The organism is Pseudomonas sp. F(2018), from assembly GCF_005508865.1.
Lineage (GTDB): Bacteria > Pseudomonadota > Gammaproteobacteria > Pseudomonadales > Pseudomonadaceae > Aquipseudomonas.
Genome location: NZ_SCOM01000003.1, coordinates 159,955 through 178,262 on the forward strand (window position 1 = coordinate 159,955; position 18,308 = coordinate 178,262).

The 18,308-nt window shown below is 64.7% G+C and carries 15 protein-coding genes; 11 read left to right on the plus strand and 4 right to left on the minus strand.

Annotation, left to right across the window (positions count from 1 at the left end):
* Positions 1 to 13: 13 nt before the first annotated feature.
* Entirely contained in the window at positions 14 to 1,495 is a 1,482-nt protein-coding gene (locus FFS62_RS14670) for a M4 family metallopeptidase (protein ID WP_137973576.1), read from the plus strand.
* A 41-nt stretch (positions 1,496 to 1,536) separates the two neighbouring features.
* Here the strand turns inward: FFS62_RS14670 and FFS62_RS14675 are convergent, their stop codons facing one another.
* Positions 1,537 to 2,313 (minus strand): LytTR family DNA-binding domain-containing protein, encoded by a 777-nt coding sequence (locus FFS62_RS14675; RefSeq protein WP_137974009.1) that lies wholly within the window; start codon positions 2,311 to 2,313, stop codon positions 1,537 to 1,539.
* Positions 2,310 to 3,374, minus strand: a complete 1,065-nt coding sequence (locus FFS62_RS14680) for a sensor histidine kinase (protein WP_137973577.1) — start codon at positions 3,372 to 3,374, stop codon at positions 2,310 to 2,312. The genes FFS62_RS14675 and FFS62_RS14680 overlap by 4 nt, the downstream gene beginning before the upstream one ends.
* 217 nt (positions 3,375 to 3,591) lie before the next feature.
* On the opposite strand from FFS62_RS14680, the gene FFS62_RS14685 reads away from it, so the two are divergent.
* Positions 3,592 to 3,924 (plus strand): hypothetical protein, encoded by a 333-nt coding sequence (locus FFS62_RS14685; RefSeq protein ID WP_137973578.1) that lies wholly within the window; start codon positions 3,592 to 3,594, stop codon positions 3,922 to 3,924.
* Between the two features lie 113 nt (positions 3,925 to 4,037).
* Positions 4,038 to 4,853: a hypothetical protein gene (locus tag FFS62_RS14690; RefSeq protein WP_137973579.1), complete on the plus strand. Its 816-nt coding sequence runs from the start codon at positions 4,038 to 4,040 to the stop codon at positions 4,851 to 4,853.
* An 89-nt stretch (positions 4,854 to 4,942) separates the two neighbouring features.
* On the opposite strand, the gene typA is transcribed toward FFS62_RS14690, so the two are convergent.
* Together typA and thiI are read right to left on the minus strand one after the other, a co-directional pair.
* On the minus strand, positions 4,943 to 6,760 hold the full coding sequence (gene typA, locus FFS62_RS14695; protein WP_137973580.1) for a translational GTPase TypA: 1,818 nt from the start codon (positions 6,758 to 6,760) through the stop codon (positions 4,943 to 4,945).
* Positions 6,761 to 6,890: 130 nt separating this feature from the next.
* Positions 6,891 to 8,348, minus strand: a complete 1,458-nt coding sequence (gene thiI / locus FFS62_RS14700) for a tRNA uracil 4-sulfurtransferase ThiI (protein WP_137973581.1) — start codon at positions 8,346 to 8,348, stop codon at positions 6,891 to 6,893.
* 329 nt (positions 8,349 to 8,677) lie between these two features.
* On the opposite strand from thiI, the gene glnA reads away from it, so the two are divergent.
* The 8 genes from glnA (at position 8,678) to FFS62_RS14740 (ending at position 18,118) form a co-directional block, all read left to right on the plus strand.
* Complete coding sequence (gene glnA / locus FFS62_RS14705) at positions 8,678 to 10,084, plus strand: glutamate--ammonia ligase (protein ID WP_137973582.1); 1,407 nt, start codon at positions 8,678 to 8,680, stop codon at positions 10,082 to 10,084.
* A gap of 219 nt (positions 10,085 to 10,303) precedes the next feature.
* Complete coding sequence (locus FFS62_RS14710) at positions 10,304 to 10,849, plus strand: DUF4124 domain-containing protein (RefSeq protein ID WP_137973583.1); 546 nt, start codon at positions 10,304 to 10,306, stop codon at positions 10,847 to 10,849.
* A gap of 10 nt (positions 10,850 to 10,859) precedes the next feature.
* Positions 10,860 to 11,486, plus strand: a complete 627-nt coding sequence (locus tag FFS62_RS14715; protein ID WP_137973584.1) for a DUF4124 domain-containing protein — start codon at positions 10,860 to 10,862, stop codon at positions 11,484 to 11,486.
* A 190-nt stretch (positions 11,487 to 11,676) separates the two neighbouring features.
* Positions 11,677 to 12,759: a nitrogen regulation protein NR(II) gene (gene glnL / locus FFS62_RS14720; RefSeq protein WP_137973585.1), complete on the plus strand. Its 1,083-nt coding sequence runs from the start codon at positions 11,677 to 11,679 to the stop codon at positions 12,757 to 12,759.
* Complete coding sequence (gene ntrC, locus FFS62_RS14725; RefSeq protein WP_137973586.1) at positions 12,756 to 14,189, plus strand: nitrogen regulation protein NR(I); 1,434 nt, start codon at positions 12,756 to 12,758, stop codon at positions 14,187 to 14,189. Before glnL ends, ntrC begins: the two co-directional genes overlap by 4 nt.
* Positions 14,190 to 14,352: 163 nt before the next feature.
* Positions 14,353 to 16,545: a YccS family putative transporter gene (yccS, locus tag FFS62_RS14730; protein ID WP_137973587.1), complete on the plus strand. Its 2,193-nt coding sequence runs from the start codon at positions 14,353 to 14,355 to the stop codon at positions 16,543 to 16,545.
* Between the two features lie 91 nt (positions 16,546 to 16,636).
* The gene (locus FFS62_RS14735) at positions 16,637 to 16,828 is read left to right on the plus strand and encodes a hypothetical protein (RefSeq protein WP_137973588.1); all 192 of its coding nucleotides are present in this window, start codon (positions 16,637 to 16,639) and stop codon (positions 16,826 to 16,828) included.
* Between the two features lie 105 nt (positions 16,829 to 16,933).
* A complete protein-coding gene (locus FFS62_RS14740; RefSeq protein WP_171016348.1) occupies positions 16,934 to 18,118 on the plus strand; it encodes an NAD(P)/FAD-dependent oxidoreductase in 1,185 nt (394 codons plus the stop codon).
* Positions 18,119 to 18,308: the final 190 nt, after the last annotated feature.

Consider the following 18,308-nt stretch of genomic DNA (forward strand, 5'->3'; position numbering starts at 1 on the left):
CAAGGAGAAGACGATGCATAGGAAGTTGATTCAACAGTCGCTGCTACTGGCCGGCCTGGCCGCATCTGCCGCTGGCTTCGCCGCAGAACTGGTCGACGTCGCCAGCCTGCCGAAGGCCCGTGCCGGCATCGCCGCCGGCGATATCCACAGCGCCCTCGGCCTCACCCCGGACGAGCTCGACGCCGACACCAGCGCGCGCCTGCCCAGCGGCGCCCGCGTCACCCGCTACCAGCAGTTCTACAAGGGCGTGCGGGTGTGGGGCGAGGCCATCACCGAAACCAGCGGCCCACGCCCGCAACGCAGCGGCCGCCTGCTGGTCGGCATCGAGCAGGACCTGGCCCGCGACGCCACCCCGACCCTGAGCCAGGAGCAGGCCCTGCAGCAGGCCAGAAGCCTGACCAATGGCGCCCTGCCGCCGACCAACCAGCAGAGCGAGCTGGTGGTGCGCCGCAACGAGCAAGGCCAGGCCCAGCTGGCCTATGTGGTGTCCTTCTTCGTCGGCGGCGCCAGCCCGTCGCGCCCGCACTTCATGATCGAGGCCAATACCGGCGAACTGCTGCAGCGCTGGGAGGGCCTGACCCACGCCGAAGCCAGCGGCCCCGGCGGCAACGCCAAGACCGGCCAGTACCTGTACGGCACCCAGTACGGCCCGCTGATCGTCAACAGCAACTGCCAGATGAACAGCGGCGACGTGATCACCGTCAACCTCAACCAGAGCTACGACAACTCCAGCGTCACGCCCTTCCGCTTCGCCTGCCCCTACAACGACTACAAGGCCATCAACGGCGCCTTCTCGCCACTCAACGACGCACACTACTTCGGCAATGTGGTGTTCCAGATGTACGGCGGCTGGTTCGGCGGCCTGCGCCCGCTCAACGAGCGCACGCTGTACATGAAGGTGCACTACGGCAACGGCTACGAGAACGCCTTCTGGGACGGCCAGGCCATGACCTTCGGCGACGGCCACAGCCGCTTCTATCCGCTGGTATCGCTGGACGTGTCGGCCCACGAGGTCAGTCACGGCTTCACCGAACTGAACTCCGGCCTGGTCTACGAGGGCCAGTCCGGAGGGATCAACGAGGCCTTCTCGGACATGGCCGGCGAGGCCGCCGAGTACTTCATGAAGGGCAGCAACGACTGGAAGGTCGGCGCCGACATCTTCAAGGGCGGCGGCTCGTTGCGCTACATGAACCGGCCCAGCCGCGACGGTGCCTCCATCGAGCACGCCGATCAGTACCACGACGGCATCGATGTGCACCACTCCAGCGGCATCTACAACCGCGCCTTCTATCTGCTCAGCCGCACCACCGGCTGGAACACGCGCAAGGCCTTCGAGGTGTTCGTCGACGCCAACCGCTTCTACTGGACCGAGACCAGCGGCTTCGACCAGGGCGCCTGCGGCGTGATCCAGTCGGCGCAGAACCGCAGCTACGGCAGCGCCGAGGTGATCGCCGCCTTCGCCAAGGTGGGCGTGCGCTGCCCGACCCTGCTGTAAAAACGCGGCGCAGGCTCCCGCCGCTACGCCGGCGGGAGCTCCTAGGGCCTCCCGAGCAGCAGGCGCAGCGCGGCACCGTAGGTGCGGCCGACGCGACATTCGCTGCCATCGGCCAACTGGGCGATCCACGCAGCGAAGGGCGCGGGCCGCAGGCGCACCACAGCGCTGCGCCGCACTATGGTGCTGCGGTGAATGCGGATGAATTCGGCCGGTTCCAGGCGTTGCTCCAGTGAGCTCAGGGTCTCGTGGAACAGGTAGTTGGCCTCGGCCAGGTGGATGCGCACATAGTCGCGCTCGGCCTGCAGGCGGATGATGGCGGCCTGCGGGATGCGCAGATGCTCGCCGCGCACCTTGACCCACAACTCCCGCTCCGGCCGAGCCTGGGCACCCAGTGCCTGCTTGAGCGAGGCGACCATCTCCTGCAGCTCGGCGAGGCGATCCGCCTGGCTGCGTGAAGCCGCGGCCGTGCGTGCACGCTGCATGGCCAGGGCGAAGCGCTCGGCGTCGATGGGCTTGGTCAGATAGTCGGCGGCGTTGACCTCGAAGGCGCGCAAGGCGTGGTGGTCGAACGCGGTGACGAAGACGATCGCCGGCAGCTCGCCAGCGAGCCGCTGCAGCACATCGAAACCGCTGCCGCCCGGCATCTGGATGTCGAGGAGCAGGATGTCCGGCGCGCTGGCCTCCGCCATGCGCAGGGTCTCGGCGACATCGCCGGCCTCGTCGATGCGACCGACCCAGTCGAGCTTGCGCAGCAGGCGGATCAGCCGGCGCCGGGCCAGCGGTTCGTCGTCGGCGACGAGAATGCTCAGCGCCGTCATGCGCAGCGCCACGGCAGATCGATGACCGCGCGGTAGCGATCCGCGCCCACCGGGCCGCAGGAGAACCGGCCGCCATTCTGGAAGCGCAGGCGCAGGCGCTCGGCCACGTTGCGCAGGCCGAGGCCCATGCCCATCTGGCGCCGCTCTGGCGCGGCATCCACGGCCATGCCGTTCTCCACGCTGATGCGCAGCCTTTCGCCCTCGCGGAAAGCCTTGAGCAGAATGTCCACCGGCCCCGCCGCCATGCCCACGCCATGCTTGACCGCGTTCTCGATCAGCGGCTGCAGGATCAGGCTGGGCACCAGCGCCTCGCGCGCCTCCTCAGCCAGTTCGACGCGAAAACTCATGCGGTCGGAAAAGCGCTCGTGCTCGATCGCCAGGTATTCCTCCTGCAGCCGCAACTCGTCCGCCAGGGGTACGTCGTGCAGCGGGTCGAGCGACAGGGTGGTGCGCATGAAGTTGGAGAGCGACATGACCATGCGCTCGGCACGGGTGGCGGCGCCCTCCTCGATCAGGCCGGCAATGGAGTTGAGCGTGTTGAACAGGAAGTGCGGATTGACCTGGTAGCGCAGCGCCTGCATCTGTGCCGCCAGGGCCTCTTCGCGTACGGCCGCCAGGCGTCGCTCCCGGTCGCGGACCTCGAAACAATACAGCAGGGCAATGAACAGACAGGACCAGCCGAACAGCATCGAGGCCCCCTCGATCAGCATGTAGCCGGAGTACACCGGGTCGAAGCTCACCGGATTGGGGTGCTCACAGATCAGGTAGTTGAGGTAATCGACGGCGACGAACAGCGGCGCCAGCGCCGCGGTCATCACGAAGCTGAGAACGGCCTTACGCGGAAATCCCAGCCCCCTCAGGCGGAACAGCAGCAGCGACATGCCGAAGGTCATCAGCGCACCGGCGGCGAACAACACGAACTTCAGCGGCGCCGACTGCAACGGATCGATATTGATGAAGTAACCCAGAATGCTGTCGGCGACGAACATGCACGACCAGTAGATCAGGCTGAGCTGTAGCGTCGCCCGCACCAGGCCGTCGAAGCCCTTTGTTTCACTCATGCCGCCTCCGTGCCTCTGCGAAGAAACCGTGCCGCGGTGCCACCGGTCGATGGAAAACAGCCATTGGCAGAAATTCCTGTCATCCGCGCCGCCCTCGATAGCGGTTGGCCGAAAAGCGCTTGGCCACCCCATCACCGCCTCTCTAGAGTGCCGCCAACCGGCCTCGCCGGGAAGTCGATTCATCTCTTCACATGGGCAACAATTAACGAGGGCTGTCATGAACAATATCTTCCGAGCAGCACGCCTGCTCGCTCTGATCGGCGCCACCCATTGGCTCACCGGCTGCGCGGCCATCGCCGAAAGCACCAACTCGCTGAGCGATGAGAGAGTCCTCGCGGAAACCGCGGGCGTGCTCGGCTACTCTCCCAGCCAGCTGCAACTGGTGGCGCGGCGCACCAGTGGAACCAATACCTACGCCGAGCTGCGGGCCGACAATGGCAACGAGTTCAACTGCATCATCAATGGCGGCAACCTGGCCACCTTCGGCGCCATCAATCCCCCTAGTTGCGCGAAGAAGGGCGAGATCCTCAGGAGCGGACCGGGGCAGTGATGATCGGGGGCGCTCACTAGCGAGGCTGGGCAGAATGTTGTGTAACCGGGGTTGGGTTCGCCCGCCTTTCAACTAATCCCCTGCAACGCCCCCTCTGGAGTCCCGAATCTACGATGAATATTTCCGAACTTTTCGTATTCGCAGCGCTGGGTTTGATCGCGCAACCAGCATTGGCCAACTACCCATGCCCGGGTGGCCCCGGGCCTGGTGAACAGCAGATCGGCGTTGGCGGTGGCTCCCATGGAGTCGCCGCTGTTCCCCTGTGTGTGGAAACCGGTGGGGGGGCCGAAAGCGCTGGCGGTGGAGATGCTGGCGGTGGCTACGCTGGCGGCTATCGATGTGACGGCTGCAATATTTTTGCCGACCCCGGCCCGCCCAGCTACGACGCCATGAGCATCGCCGCCATCGAGCAGGCGGCCAAAAACCTGGAAGCCCAAAAGCTAAGGCGGGAAGCCGAAGCAAAACTGCAAGAGCTGGAGGCGGATCCGGGTTACCAACGCTACAAGCAGGGTGAATGGAAGTTTTTTCAGGGTAAGAAAGATTCGGCACCCGGAGACAACTGCGTTGCGATGTGGAGCAAAGATGGCGACGCGGTCAGTATCGTCGGCCCCGGAAAGGCCTATCAGGGCGGCATGCTGATCTTCTGGAGCGCGGAGATTCCCAAGCCATCGGACACGCAAACCGTAGCGGTGACGCTCAAACAGTCGAAGTATCAAGCGCAGTCGGTGAACGCATTGAATTTCTCTGTACCGCGTATTCCGGCCGGCGCTATCGGCCTGACCGTGCCGGACATTGATGCGGCGCTGAACACGATGCTGGATGTTGAGCACTTCACCGTCGAAATGGATGGACGTACCGTTGCGGATATTGATTGGACCGGCGGCTTGGCAGCACGCGCCAAGCTGGAGCAATGCGTCAGTAGCCGCTAGAGGCCCGCTTTACGGTACAACCGACCAATAAAAAACCCCGCCAGATTGCTCTGGCGGGGTTTTGCTCGTAACGCAGACCTAGCGTCGAGTTAGACCTTGGCGCGCTCGTAGCGCTTGCGGTCGTTCTCGTTGAGCATCTTCTTGCGCAGACGGATCGACTTCGGCGTCACTTCCACCAGCTCGTCATCGGCGATGAATTCCAGCGCCTGCTCGAGGGTGAACTTGATCGGCGGAACCAGGGCGATGACTTCGTCCTTGCCGGAAGCGCGCATGTTGTCGAGCTTCTTGCCCTTGGTGGGGTTGATCACCAGGTCGTTGTCGCGGCTGTGGATGCCGGCCAGCTGGCCTTCGTAGATCTCGTCGCCCGGGGCCAGGAACAGCTTGCCGCGGCTCTGCAGGGTTTCCAGCGAGTAGGTCAGGGCGGTGCCGGTGGCCATGGAGACCAGTACGCCGTTCTGACGGTTGCTGACTTCACCGGCCTTGATCGCGCCGTAGTGGCTGAAGGTCGAGGTCAGGATGCCGCTGCCCGAGGTCAGGGTCAGGAAGTTGTTACGGAAGCCGATCAGGCCACGCGCCGGGATGGTGTATTCCAGGCGCACGCGGCCCTTGCCATCGGGAACCATGTTGGTCAGGTCGCCCTTGCGCAGACCCATCTGCTCCATCACCGAACCCTGGTGCTGCTCTTCGATGTCGATGGTGACGTTCTCGTACGGCTCCTGCTTCTCGCCGTCCTTCTCGATGATCACCACTTCCGGACGGCCGACGGCCATCTCGAAGCCTTCGCGGCGCATGGTTTCGATCAGTACCGACAGGTGCAGCTCGCCACGACCGGAGACCTTGAACTTCTCGGCCGACTCGCCGGCTTCGACGCGCAGGGCCACGTTGTGCAGCAGTTCCTTGTCCAGACGGTCCTTGATGTTGCGGCTGGTGACGAACTTGCCTTCTTTACCGGCGAACGGCGAGTCGTTGACCTGGAAGGTCATGCTCACGGTCGGCTGGTCGACGGTCAGCGGCGGACGGGCTTCAACGTTCTGCGGGTCGCACAGGGTGTCGGAGATGAACAGCTCGTCCATGCCCGATACGCAGACGATGTCGCCAGCTTCGGCGTCGGCCACTTCCACGCGCTGCAGGCCGGAGTGGCCCATGATCTTGAGGATACGGCCGTTGCGCTTGGTGCCGTCGTCGCTGATGGCGACGACCGGGGTGTTGGCCTTGATGCGGCCACGGGCGATACGGCCGATGCCGATCACGCCGAGGAAGCTGTTGTAGTCCAGCTGGGAGATCTGCATCTGGAACGGACCGTCGACGTCGACCTTGGGGGCCGGCACGTGGTCGATGATCGCCTGGAACAGCGCGTCCATGTTGTCGTCCATCTTCTCGTGGTCGAGGCCGGCGATGCCGTTCAGGGCGCTGGCGTAGACGATCGGGAAGTCGAGCTGCTCGTCGGTGGCGCCGAGGTTGTCGAACAGGTCGAAGATCTGGTCGATGACCCAGTCAGGACGCGCGCCCGGACGGTCGATCTTGTTCACCACCACGATCGGACGCAGGCCGGCCTTGAACGCCTTCTGGGTCACGAAACGGGTCTGCGGCATCGGGCCGTCCTGGGCGTCGACCACCAGCAGCACGGAGTCGACCATCGACATCACGCGCTCTACTTCACCGCCGAAGTCGGCGTGGCCGGGGGTGTCGACGATGTTGATGTTGTAGTCGTTCCACTTCAGGGCGGTGTTCTTCGCCAGAATGGTAATGCCGCGCTCTTTTTCCTGGTCGTTGGAGTCCATCACGCGCTCGTTTTCCGCTTCTTTGCGGTCGAGGGTGCCGGACAGGCGCAGGAGTTTGTCGACGAGGGTGGTTTTGCCATGGTCGACGTGGGCGATGATGGCGATGTTGCGCAGTTTTTCGATCACGATGTCGTCTCGATTGAAGATTCTGAAAGCTGTGGCCCTGCAGTCTGCCTGGCCGTTGTGAACTCGGGGTTACGCGCTGCGACGGTCGGGAGGCCGGTGGCGAATGCTGCCACCGAGCAGACCTGCACGCTTAATGCGGGCGATAGACGCGAACATTCGCATGCCCCTCGCTGAGCAGGTGGTGAGCGTGCAGGCGGCTCATCACACCCTTGTCGCAATAGAGTAGGTACTGGCGGCTCTCATCCAGTTCCTTGAATCGGTTGTTCAGCGCGTAGAACGGCAGGGCCTGCACCTCGATGCCGGGCAGCTGCAGCGGCTCGTCCTCGGCTGCATCGGGGTGGCGGATATCGATGACGATCTGCCCGACCAGGGCCTCGCGCACTTCCTCGACCTGCAGGTCCTGGCCCAGCGCGTCGATCACCTTGTCCACCGTCACGCGGGTCGCACGCTCCAGCGCACGCTCGAGAATGGCCATGTCGAAGTGGCTCTCCTCGTGTTCGATGCGGCCGGGCTTGGCGCGGGTGGTCGGGTTCACCGAGATCACGCCGCAGTACTCGGGCATGTTCTTGGCGTACTCGGCGGTGCCGATGGCGGTGGCGGTGTCGATGATGTCCTGCTTGTGCGCGGCGATCAGCGGGCGCAGCACCAGGGTGTCGGTAACCGCGTCGATCACCGAGAGGTTGGGCAGGGTCTGGCTGGACACCTGGCTGATCGCCTCGCCGGTGACCAGCGCATCGATATTCAGCTCGGCGGCGATGCGGCTGGCGGCGCGCAGCATCATGCGCTTGAGCACCACGCCCATCTGGCTGTTGTCGACCTTGCCGAGAATCTCGCCGACCACTTCCTCGAACGGCACGCTAATAAAGAGTACGCGGTGCGAGCTGCCGAACTTCTGCCACAGGTGGTGAGCCACTTCCATCACACCCAGCTCGTGGGCACGGCCGCCGAGATTGAAGAAGCAGAAGTGGGTGAGCAGGCCGCGACGCATCATCTGATAGGCCGCGACGGTGGAGTCGAAGCCGCCGCTCATCAGCACCAGGGTCTGTTCGATGGAGCCCAGCGGGTAACCGCCGAGGCCCTCGTGCTGGGCGTGGATGATCAGCAGGCGGTCGTAGCGCACTTCGAAGCGCACTTCGGCCTCGGGCTGCTTGAGGTCGATACCGGCGGCGCCGCACTCGCGACGCAGGCGGCTGCCGACATGGCTGGCCAGCTCCATCGAGGAGAAGTCATGGGTATTGCCGGCGCGCTTGCAGCGCACGGCGAAGATCTTGCCGGGCAGCTGCGCGCCGAAGTGGGCGCGGCATTTCTCGAAGGTGTCATCGAAGTCGACGTAGGGGTATTCGTGTACTTCGAGGAAGTGGGCGATGCCCGGCGTGCTGCGCAGACGCGCGAACATCTCGGCCTGTACCTTCGGCTCGCTGACCCGGCTGATCAGGTCGAGGTTGTCCCATTCGCCCTGCACCTCCAGCTCGGGATCCAGGTCACGCAGCACCGTACGAATATTCTTCGCCAGCTGGCGGATGAACTGCTTGCGCACCGGCCGGCTCTTGATGGTGATTTCTGCGAAGGGTTTGACGATGAGCTTCATGGAAAACGGGTGCCGGACGGGAGACCGAAAAACAGGGGCGCGGATTATAGCGGAAATTGCTCAAGCTTTGATCAAAAACAATATTCGCTGCGGCAATGCACCAAAAAAGTGCTAACTGCATTTTAACGGCACCAACTCGGTGCGCAAAATCGCTCAAAAAATCGACACAGGCCGCGCAGCCCCTGACTTTCAAGCTTCCAACCCATTCCGGGGCACTGGCATGCAATTTGCTCCCTTGTGAGGCAGCCCAGCCTGGCCGACTATCGCGCCCGGCTTTGCACCTAATTTTGGAGGCTGGCTCAGCCGGCCCCATCCACCTGGAGGACAGCATGTCGAAGTCGATTCAACTGATTAAAGAACACGACGTGAAGTGGGTTGACCTGCGCTTCACCGACACCAAAGGCAAGCAACACCACGTGACCATGCCGGCTCGTGACGCCCTGGACGAGGACTTCTTCGAAGTCGGCAAGATGTTCGACGGTTCGTCCATCCATGGCTGGAAAGGCATCGAAGCCTCCGACATGATCCTGCTGCCGGTCGATGACACCGCCGTTCTGGACCCGTTCACCGAAGAGCCGACCCTGATCCTGGTCTGCGACATCATCGAGCCGAGCACCATGCAAGGCTACGATCGCGACCCGCGCTCCATCGCCAAGCGCGCCGAGGAATACCTGAAGACCACCGGTATCGGTGACACCGTCTTCGTCGGCCCGGAGCCGGAGTTCTTCATCTTCGACGAAGTGAAGTTCAAGTCCGACATTTCCGGTTCCATGTTCAAGATCTACTCCGAACAAGGTTCCTGGATGACCGACGCCGACGTCGAGTCCGGCAACAAGGGCCACCGCCCGGCCGTCAAAGGTGGTTACTTCCCGGTTCCGCCGTGCGACCACGACCACGAAATCCGTACTGCCATGTGTAATGCCATGGAAGAAATGGGCCTGGTCATCGAAGTTCACCACCACGAAGTGGCGACTGCCGGCCAGAACGAGATCGGTGTGAAGTTCAACACCCTGGTCAACAAGGCTGACGAAGTTCAGACCCTGAAGTACTGCGTGCACAACGTGGCCGACGCCTATGGCAAGACCGCCACCTTCATGCCGAAGCCGCTGTACGGCGACAACGGCTCGGGCATGCACGTGCACCTGTCGATCTCCAAAGACGGCAAGAACACCTTCTCCGGCGAAGGCTATGCCGGCCTGTCCGATACCGCCCTGTACTTCATCGGCGGCATCATCAAGCACGGTAAGGCTCTGAACGGCTTCACCAACCCGTCGACCAACTCCTACAAGCGTCTGGTCCCGGGCTTCGAAGCTCCGGTCATGCTGGCCTACTCGGCTCGCAACCGCTCCGCTTCGATCCGTATCCCGTACGTTTCCAGCCCGAAAGCTCGCCGCATCGAGGCTCGCTTCCCGGACCCGGCTGCCAACCCGTACCTGGCCTTCGCTGCTCTGCTGATGGCCGGCCTGGACGGCATCCAGAACAAGATCCACCCCGGCGACGCCGCCGACAAGAACCTGTATGACCTGCCGCCGGAAGAGGCCAAGGAAATCCCGCAGGTTTGCGGCAGCCTGAAAGAAGCCCTGGAAGAGCTGGACAAGGGCCGCGCCTTCCTGACCAAGGGCGGCGTATTCTCCGACGACTTCATCGATGCCTACATCGAGCTGAAATCAGAAGAAGAAATCAAGGTGCGCACCTTCGTGCACCCGCTGGAATACGACCTGTACTACAGCGTCTGATCCAGCGCCGGCCGCTTTCGCGCTTGAAAGAGGCCTCCTTCGGGAGGCCTTTTTTATGCCCTGATATTTCATGGCAGAGCATCAAAAGCCCCTAGCCTAGGGCGCCGCCAGCAATTGCCGAGTCTATTTCTTGCGCCACACCACGCACGGCAGCGTGCGGACTTGCCAGAGACGTTAAGCGGTGCAACCCTTGCCGCAGGATCATTCAGGAGCCTACCGATGCGCCTGCTCACCGCCTGCCTGCTGTGCACCCTGGCCCTGCCCGCCGCCGCGCAGATTTACAAGTACACCGACTCCAACGGCAACACGGTATTCACCAATCAGCCGCCGGAAGGGCAGGCGACGGAATCCGTCGAACTGCCGCCAACCAATACGGTGGAGGCACAGAAGCCAAAGGCGACACAGCAGTCGCAAGACTCGGGACAGGAGCAGTACGCCTACAGCCTCCTCGAGCTTACGGACATTCCTAGCGAGGAAGTCTTGCGCGCCAACAACGGCACCTTCACCGTAGGGGTCAATATCGACCCGGACCTGCAACCCGGCCATAGCCTGCGACTTCTATTGGATGGACAGCCTTACGGGCAGCCGACCAATGTGCCGCGCCTCCAGTTGGTCAACATTGATCGCGGCGAACATAGTCTCGCCGTGGAAGTAGTTGCCGGCGGCCAGCAGGTCCAGCAAAGCCCTGGCGTCACCTTCACCGTGCAGCGGGTAAGCACTAACAGCCCTGCTCGGGTGAAACCCACGCCTCGACCCACCCCCTGATAGGACTCCCATGCCTCGCTTGCCACTCGGCCTGTTGCTTAGCCTTTTCTGCCTGCCAGCACTGGCGGGCGTGTATACCTACATAGACGCAGACGGCAATCGAGTCTTCACCGACCAGCCTCCCTCTGGGCATGCCGAGCGCATTGAGCTGGCGCCATCCAATGACATGAGCGCTACTCGCACAGTTCCGTCTGCACCGCCACAGCCCATCGGTCCCGAGGCAAGCTACCAGGTGCTACGGATTCTGGTCCCCGAGCCAGATGCTGTGATAAGGGACATGGCCGGCAACCTGATCGTCAGTGCCACCAGCGAGCCCACCCTCCATCCTGGCCACAACTTCCGCCTGATTCTTGATGGCAAACCGGCCAGTGCAGCGGGGCGCAGCCCCGTCTTCCCACTTGAGAATATCGACCGCGGCACTCACCAGGTCTCGGTAGAGATAGTCGACGCTGCGGGGCGCATCGTTGAACGCACCCCCAGTCAGCCTTTTCATATTAAACGCACCTCCCTCAACGAGAAACGCGCTGCCAATCCGTGCAAGAAGAAGGATTGGGGCGTGCGCCCGGAGTGCCCGATTGAGGAAAAGCCGAAGGAGCCGGACAAGGGCATCATCAGCATCCTTCCCTTCGTCGACTAATTAATAAGCACCAAGCTGGTGCACACCGCCGCACCGATTTCTATACTCTCCCCGTTTTGGTTCATCGACGACCGCGCCGGCTGCGCCGAAACGCAGCCTGAAGGGCGGTTGCTGGCAGAGATACGCGTCTTTTCAGGGCTTTGGTTTGCTTTTTGCATTTTCCAGCCCAACGCCGGGACTCAGACCTGCCATGATCAACGACGCGCTGCACCGCCTACTGCTGGACAACCTGACCACCGCGACCATCCTGCTCAATGCCGAGCTGCGCCTGGAGTACATGAACCCGGCCGCCGAGATGTTGTTGGCGGTCAGTGGCCAGCGCAGCCATGGCCAGTTCATCAGCGAGCTGTTCACCGAGTCGCCGGAAGCGCTCAGCTCGCTGCGCCTGGCGGTCGAGCACGCGCATCCCTTCACCAAGCGCGAGGCGATGCTCACCTCGCTGGCTGGCCAGACCATCACCGTCGACTATGCGGTGACGCCGATCCTCAACCGCAGCCAGACCCTGCTGCTGCTGGAAGTGCATCCGCGCGACCGCCTGCTGCGCATCACCAAGGAAGAAGCGCAGCTGTCCAAGCAGGAGACCACCAAGCTGCTGGTGCGCGGCCTGGCCCACGAGATCAAGAACCCCCTCGGCGGCATCCGCGGCGCGGCCCAGTTACTGTCCCGCGAGCTGCCGGAAGAGAGCCTCAAGGATTACACCAACGTGATCATCGAGGAGGCCGACCGCCTGCGTAACCTGGTCGACCGCATGCTCGGCTCGAACAAGCTGCCATCGCTGGCCATGACCAACATCCACGAAGTGCTGGAGCGCGTCGGCAGCCTGGTCGAGGCGGAGTCCCAGGGCAGCATCACCCTGGTGCGCGACTACGACCCGAGCATCCCCGACCTGCTGATCGACCGCGAGCAGTTGATCCAGGCCGTGCTCAACATCGTGCGCAACGCCCTGCAGGCCCTGTCCAGCCAGAGCGACCTGCGCCTGGGCCGCATCAGCCTGCGCACCCGCACCCTGCGCCAGTTCACCATCGGCCACACCCGCCATCGCCTGGTGGTGAAGATGGAGATCATCGACAACGGCCCGGGCATCCCGCCGGAGCTACAGGAAACCATCTTCTACCCCATGGTCAGCGGCCGCCCCGACGGCACCGGCCTGGGCCTGGCCATCACCCAGAACATCATCAGTCAGCACCAGGGCCTGATCGAATGCGAGAGCCATCCTGGCCATACCGTGTTCTCGATCTTCCTGCCCCTGGACCAAGGAGCCACACCGTCATGAGCCGCAGTGAAACCGTCTGGATCGTCGACGACGACCGCTCCATCCGCTGGGTCCTGGAGAAGGCCCTGCAGCAGGAAGGCATGACCACCCAGAGTTTCGACAGCGCCGATGGCGTGCTGACCCGCCTGTCCCGCCAGCAACCGGACGTGATCATCTCCGACATCCGCATGCCCGGCGCCAGCGGCCTCGACCTGCTGGCCCGCATCCGCGACATGCACCCGCGTCTGCCGGTGATCATCATGACCGCCCACTCCGACCTGGACAGCGCGGTGGCCTCCTACCAGGGCGGCGCCTTCGAGTACCTGCCCAAGCCGTTCGACGTCGACGAGGCCGTATCGCTGGTCAAGCGCGCCAACCAGCACGCCCAGGAGCAGCAGGGCCTGGAGGCGCCGGCCGCACTGGGTCGTACGCCGGAGATCATCGGCGAGGCGCCGGCGATGCAGGAGGTGTTCCGCGCCATCGGCCGCCTCTCCCACTCCAATATCACCGTGCTGATCAACGGCGAATCCGGTACCGGCAAAGAGTTGGTCGCCCACGCTCTGCACCGCCACAGCCCGCGCGCGGCCGAGCCGTTCATCGCGCTGAACATGGCAGCGATCCCCAAGGATCTGATGGAGTCCGAGCTGTTCGGCCATGAGAAAGGCGCCTTCACCGGCGCGGCCAACCAGCGCCGCGGCCGCTTCGAGCAGGCCGACGGCGGCACCCTGTTCCTCGACGAGATCGGCGATATGCCCGCCGACACCCAGACCCGCCTGCTGCGTGTGCTGGCCGACGGCGAGTTCTACCGGGTCGGCGGCCACACCCCGGTCAAGGTGGACGTACGCATCATCGCCGCCACCCACCAGAACCTCGAATCCCTGGTGCAGGCCGGCAAGTTCCGTGAGGACCTGTTCCACCGCCTCAACGTGATCCGCATCCATATTCCGCGCCTGGCCGATCGCCGCGAGGACATCCCCACCCTGGCCCGCCACTTCCTCGGTCGCGCCGCCCAGGAGCTGGCCGTCGAGCCCAAGCTGCTGAAGAGTGAGACCGAGGACTACCTCAAGCACCTGCCCTGGCCGGGCAACGTGCGCCAGCTGGAGAACACCTGCCGCTGGATCACCGTGATGGCCTCCGGCCGCGAAGTACACATCGACGACCTGCCGCCGGAGCTGCTGACCCAGCCCCAGGAAAGCGCGCCGGCCGCCAACTGGGAACAGGCCCTGCGCCAGTGGGCCGACCAGGCCCTGGCCCGCGGCCAGTCCAGCCTGCTGGACAGCGCCGTGCCGGCCTTCGAGCGGATCATGATCGAGACCGCGCTCAAGCACACCGCCGGCCGCCGCCGCGACGCCGCCGTGCTGCTCGGCTGGGGCCGCAACACCCTGACCCGCAAGATCAAGGAGCTGGGCATGAAGGTCGACGGCGCCGACGATGACGACGGTGAAGACTGACCGCAGCCGGCGCTGAACCAGACGGGCCCCACGGGGCCCGTTTTCGTTGCCGCACCGCGCGGGCTATCCTCTGAACGAAAGGTCAATAAAATGGTGCCTCGCCAGCACCTGATGCCGTCTTCTCGGCACACCAACCCATTTCCCGGCGGGTAGCCGTTCGCCCATGCCCTCATCGTTCAAGCACACCCTGCGCCAGCTCTGGGCGCGCGAGAAATTCACCTACGGTGTGCGGGTATTCATCGCCCTGGCCGGCGCCATGGCCCTGTGCTGGTACCTGGAGCGGATCGCCCTGGTCATCCCGCTGTTCCTCGGCTGCATCGCCAGCGCCCTGGCCGAGAACGACGACCACTGGCGCGGGCGCGCCCAGGGACTGCTGGTTACCCTGCTGTGCTTCGGTGCCACCGCCACTGCGGTGCAGCTGCTGTTCCCGATGCCCTGGCTGTTCGGCGCCGGCCTGGCCCTGGCGGCCTTCGCCATGACCCTGCTCGGCGGCATCGGCGAACGCTACGCGGCGGTGGCCCAGGCCACCCTGATCCTGGCGATCTACACCGCCATCGGCCTGGAGCACCGCGGCGGCCAGGCCGGCGGCTTCTGGCAGGAGCCGCTGCTGCTCATCGGCGGCGCGGCCTGGTACGGCTTGCTCGGCATTCTCTGGAGCGCGCTGTTCAGCCAGCAACCGGTGCAGCAGGCACTGGCGAGGGTGTTCGAGGAGCTGGGCGCCTACCTGCGCCTGAAGGCCTCGCTGTTCGAGCCGATCAAGCAGTTGGACGTCGAGGCGCGGCGCCTGGAGCTGGCTCGGCAGAACGGTCGGGTGGTGACGGCGCTGAACCTGGCCAAGGAAATCATCCTCAACCGCATGAGCCGCAAGCGCAGCGGGCAGAAGACCAACCGCTACCTCAAACTGTACTTCATCGCCCAGGACATCCACGAGCGCGCCAGCTCCTCGCACTACCCGTACAACGCCCTGGCCGAGGCGTTCTTCCACAGCGACGTGATGTTCCGCTGCGGCCGCCTGCTCAGCCAGCAGGGCAAGGCCTGCCAGGCGCTTGGCCGGGCCATCCGCCTGCGCCAGCCGTTCGACTACAACGACAACAGCCAGGCCATGGCCGACCTCGACGCCTCCATGACCTACCTGCGCGAGCAGCACAACCCGGCCTGGCGCCGCCTGCTGCGCTCCCTCGGCGCCCTGGCCGACAACCTCGCCAGCCTGGAGCGCAAGCTGTCCAGCGCCAGCAACCCGGACGCCCTGGCCGACGAGCAGGACAGCAGCCTGCTGGATCGCTCGCCGCAGACCCTCAAGGAGGCCTTCGAGCGCCTGCGCCAGCACTTCACCCCGACCAGCCTGGTGTTCCGCCACGCCCTGCGCCTGTCCGCCGCGCTGCTCGCCGGCTATGGCCTGCTGCACTGGATCCATCCGCAGCAGGGCTACTGGATCCTGCTCACCACCCTGTTCGTCTGCCGCCCCAGCTACGGCGCCACCCGCCTGCGCCTGGTGCAGCGGGTCAGCGGCACGCTGATCGGCCTGGTACTGGGCTGGGCGCTGATCCGCCTGTTCCCCGATCCGTTGCTGCAATCGCTGATCGCCGTGGCCGCCGGGGTGATCTTCTTCACCAACCGGGTCGACCGCTACACCCTGGCCACCACCGCCATGACCCTGGTGGTGGTGCTCTGCTTCAACCAGATCAGCGACGCCTACACCCTGCTCTGGCCGCGCCTGGTGGATACCGTGCTGGGCACGGTGATCGCCGGCCTGGCGGTGTTCTTCATCCTGCCCGACTGGCAGGGGCGCAAGCTCAACCAGGTGCTGGCCAGCACCCTGAGCAGCAACAGCCGCTACCTGCTGCAGATCATGCAGCAGTACGAGTCCGGCGCCCGCGACGACTTGAGCTACCGCCTGGCCCGGCGCAACGCGCACAACGCCGACGCGGCGCTGTCCACCACCCTGTCCAACATGCTGCTGGAGCCCGGCCACTTCCGCAAAGACGCCGAGACCGGCTTCCGCTTCCTGGTGCTGTCGCACACCCTGCTCAGCTACCTCTCGGCCCTCGGCGCACACCGCGCGACCCTGGCCGACGACGCCAGCGACGCCCTGCACGACCGCGCCGTGGCCCATATCAGCCAGAGCCTCGACGCCATCGCCACGGGCCTGCAGACGGGCACGCCGGTGGCCGTATACGACGAGGCCGACCAGCGCCTGGCCGAGGAGCTGGAGCAGCTGCCGGAGGAGATGGACGAGGGTCACCGCCTGGTGCAGGTCCAGCTCGGCCTGATCTGCCGCCAGCTGGCGCCGCTGCGCACCCTGGTGGCGCATCTGCAGAAGGGCCCGGCCGAGGCGCCGCAGGCCAAGGCCGCCTGAGGAGGCACTTCCCTCTGCGTCGCCACGGTGCAGCCGCCGACCATCGCACTGCCGGCCCCATTCCGGGGCCGTTCAGTGACGAGGTGACGCCATGAAACGCTGCCCCCAATGCGGCTCCCAGCTGGCCAAGAACGCGCCGGCCGAATCGGCCGAGTACTGCAGCAACTACAAGGATCAGAGCAAGAACACCAACCGCAAGCGCGGCGAAGACCGTAACCAGAGCTTCGGTGGCGAGACCCACAGCAAGCAACCCAAAGGCAACAACCACAACAGCGGGCGCTGAGCCTGCCCCGCAGGCGCCCCGGCGCCTGCGGGGCGATGACCGTCCGCGGATTCGCCGCGCCTTTCCGCTAGAATGCGCGGCTTCGCGACTCATCGAGGTTCAGCCGTGTCTTTCTTCCCGGTCATCATCATCGGCGCCGGTGCCGCCGGCCTGATGTGCGCGGCGCAAGCCGCCGCACGCGGGCGCCAGGTCCTGCTGCTGGACCACGCCAACAAGCCGGGCAAGAAGATCCTCATGTCCGGCGGCGGCCGCTGCAACTTCACCAACATGTACTGCGAGCCGGCCAACTTCCTCTCGCACAACCCGCACTTCTGCAAGTCGGCCCTGGCCCGCTATACCCAGTGGGACTTCGTCGAGCTGGTGGTCAAGCACGACGTGCCCTACCACGAGAAGAAGCTCGGCCAGCTGTTCTGCGATCGCAAGGCCAGCGACATCCTCAGCATGCTGCTGACCGAATGCGACGAGCACGGCGTCGACCTGCGTCTGGATACTTCGGTCGAAACCATCAGCAAGACCGAGCCCGGCTACACCCTGCACACCAGCGCCGGTAAGTTCACTTGCGAGTCGCTGGTGATCGCCACCGGCGGCCTGTCCATCCCCACCCTCGGCGCCACCGGCTTCGGCTATCAGGTGGCCAAGCAGTTCGGCCATACGCTGCTGCCGACCCGCGCCGGCCTGGTGCCCTTCACCATCACCGAGCCGCAGCTCAAGGCCCTGTGCACCGAGCTGTCCGGCACCTCGGTGGAGGACTGCGTGGTCAGCTGCAACGGCCAGAGCTTCAAGGAAAATATCCTGTTCACCCACCGCGGCCTGAGTGGCCCGGCGATCCTGCAGATCTCCTCCTACTGGCAGCCGGGCGACGCCATCAGCATCAACCTGCTACCGCACATCGACCTGCCCGAGTGGCTGGCGGCGCAGCAGCGCGAGCGGCCGAACAGCGAGCTGAAGACCCTGCTCGCCGAGCTGTTCACCAAGAAGATGGCCGGCCTGCTGGCCGAGCAGTGGTTCGTCAGCAAGCCACTCAAGCAGTACACCCCGGCAGAGCTGGATGCGGTGGCGGCCAAGCTGGCCGAGTGGACCCTGGTGCCGGCCGGCACCGAGGGCTACCGCACCGCCGAGGTGACCCTGAGCGGCATCGATACCCGCGAGGTGTCGTCGAAGACCATGGAATCGCAGAAGTCACCGGGCCTGTACTTCATCGGCGAAGTGCTGGATGTCACCGGCCACCTGGGCGGCTTCAACTTCCAGTGGGCCTGGGCCTCGGCCCATGCTGCCGCGCAGTTTGTCTAATCCCGAGCACCGACTCCGCGTAGGGCGGGTAAAACCCGCGCCGCCGCCTTCGCGGGTTTCACCGCCCTACAACCGACATACACGGACGCGGTAGGAGCGAGCTCTGCTCGCGAACGGGTAGCCCGGATGCAATCCGGGAAGCGGTGCCGTCGGCATTCCCGGATTGCATCCGGGCTACGCTTTTACGCCG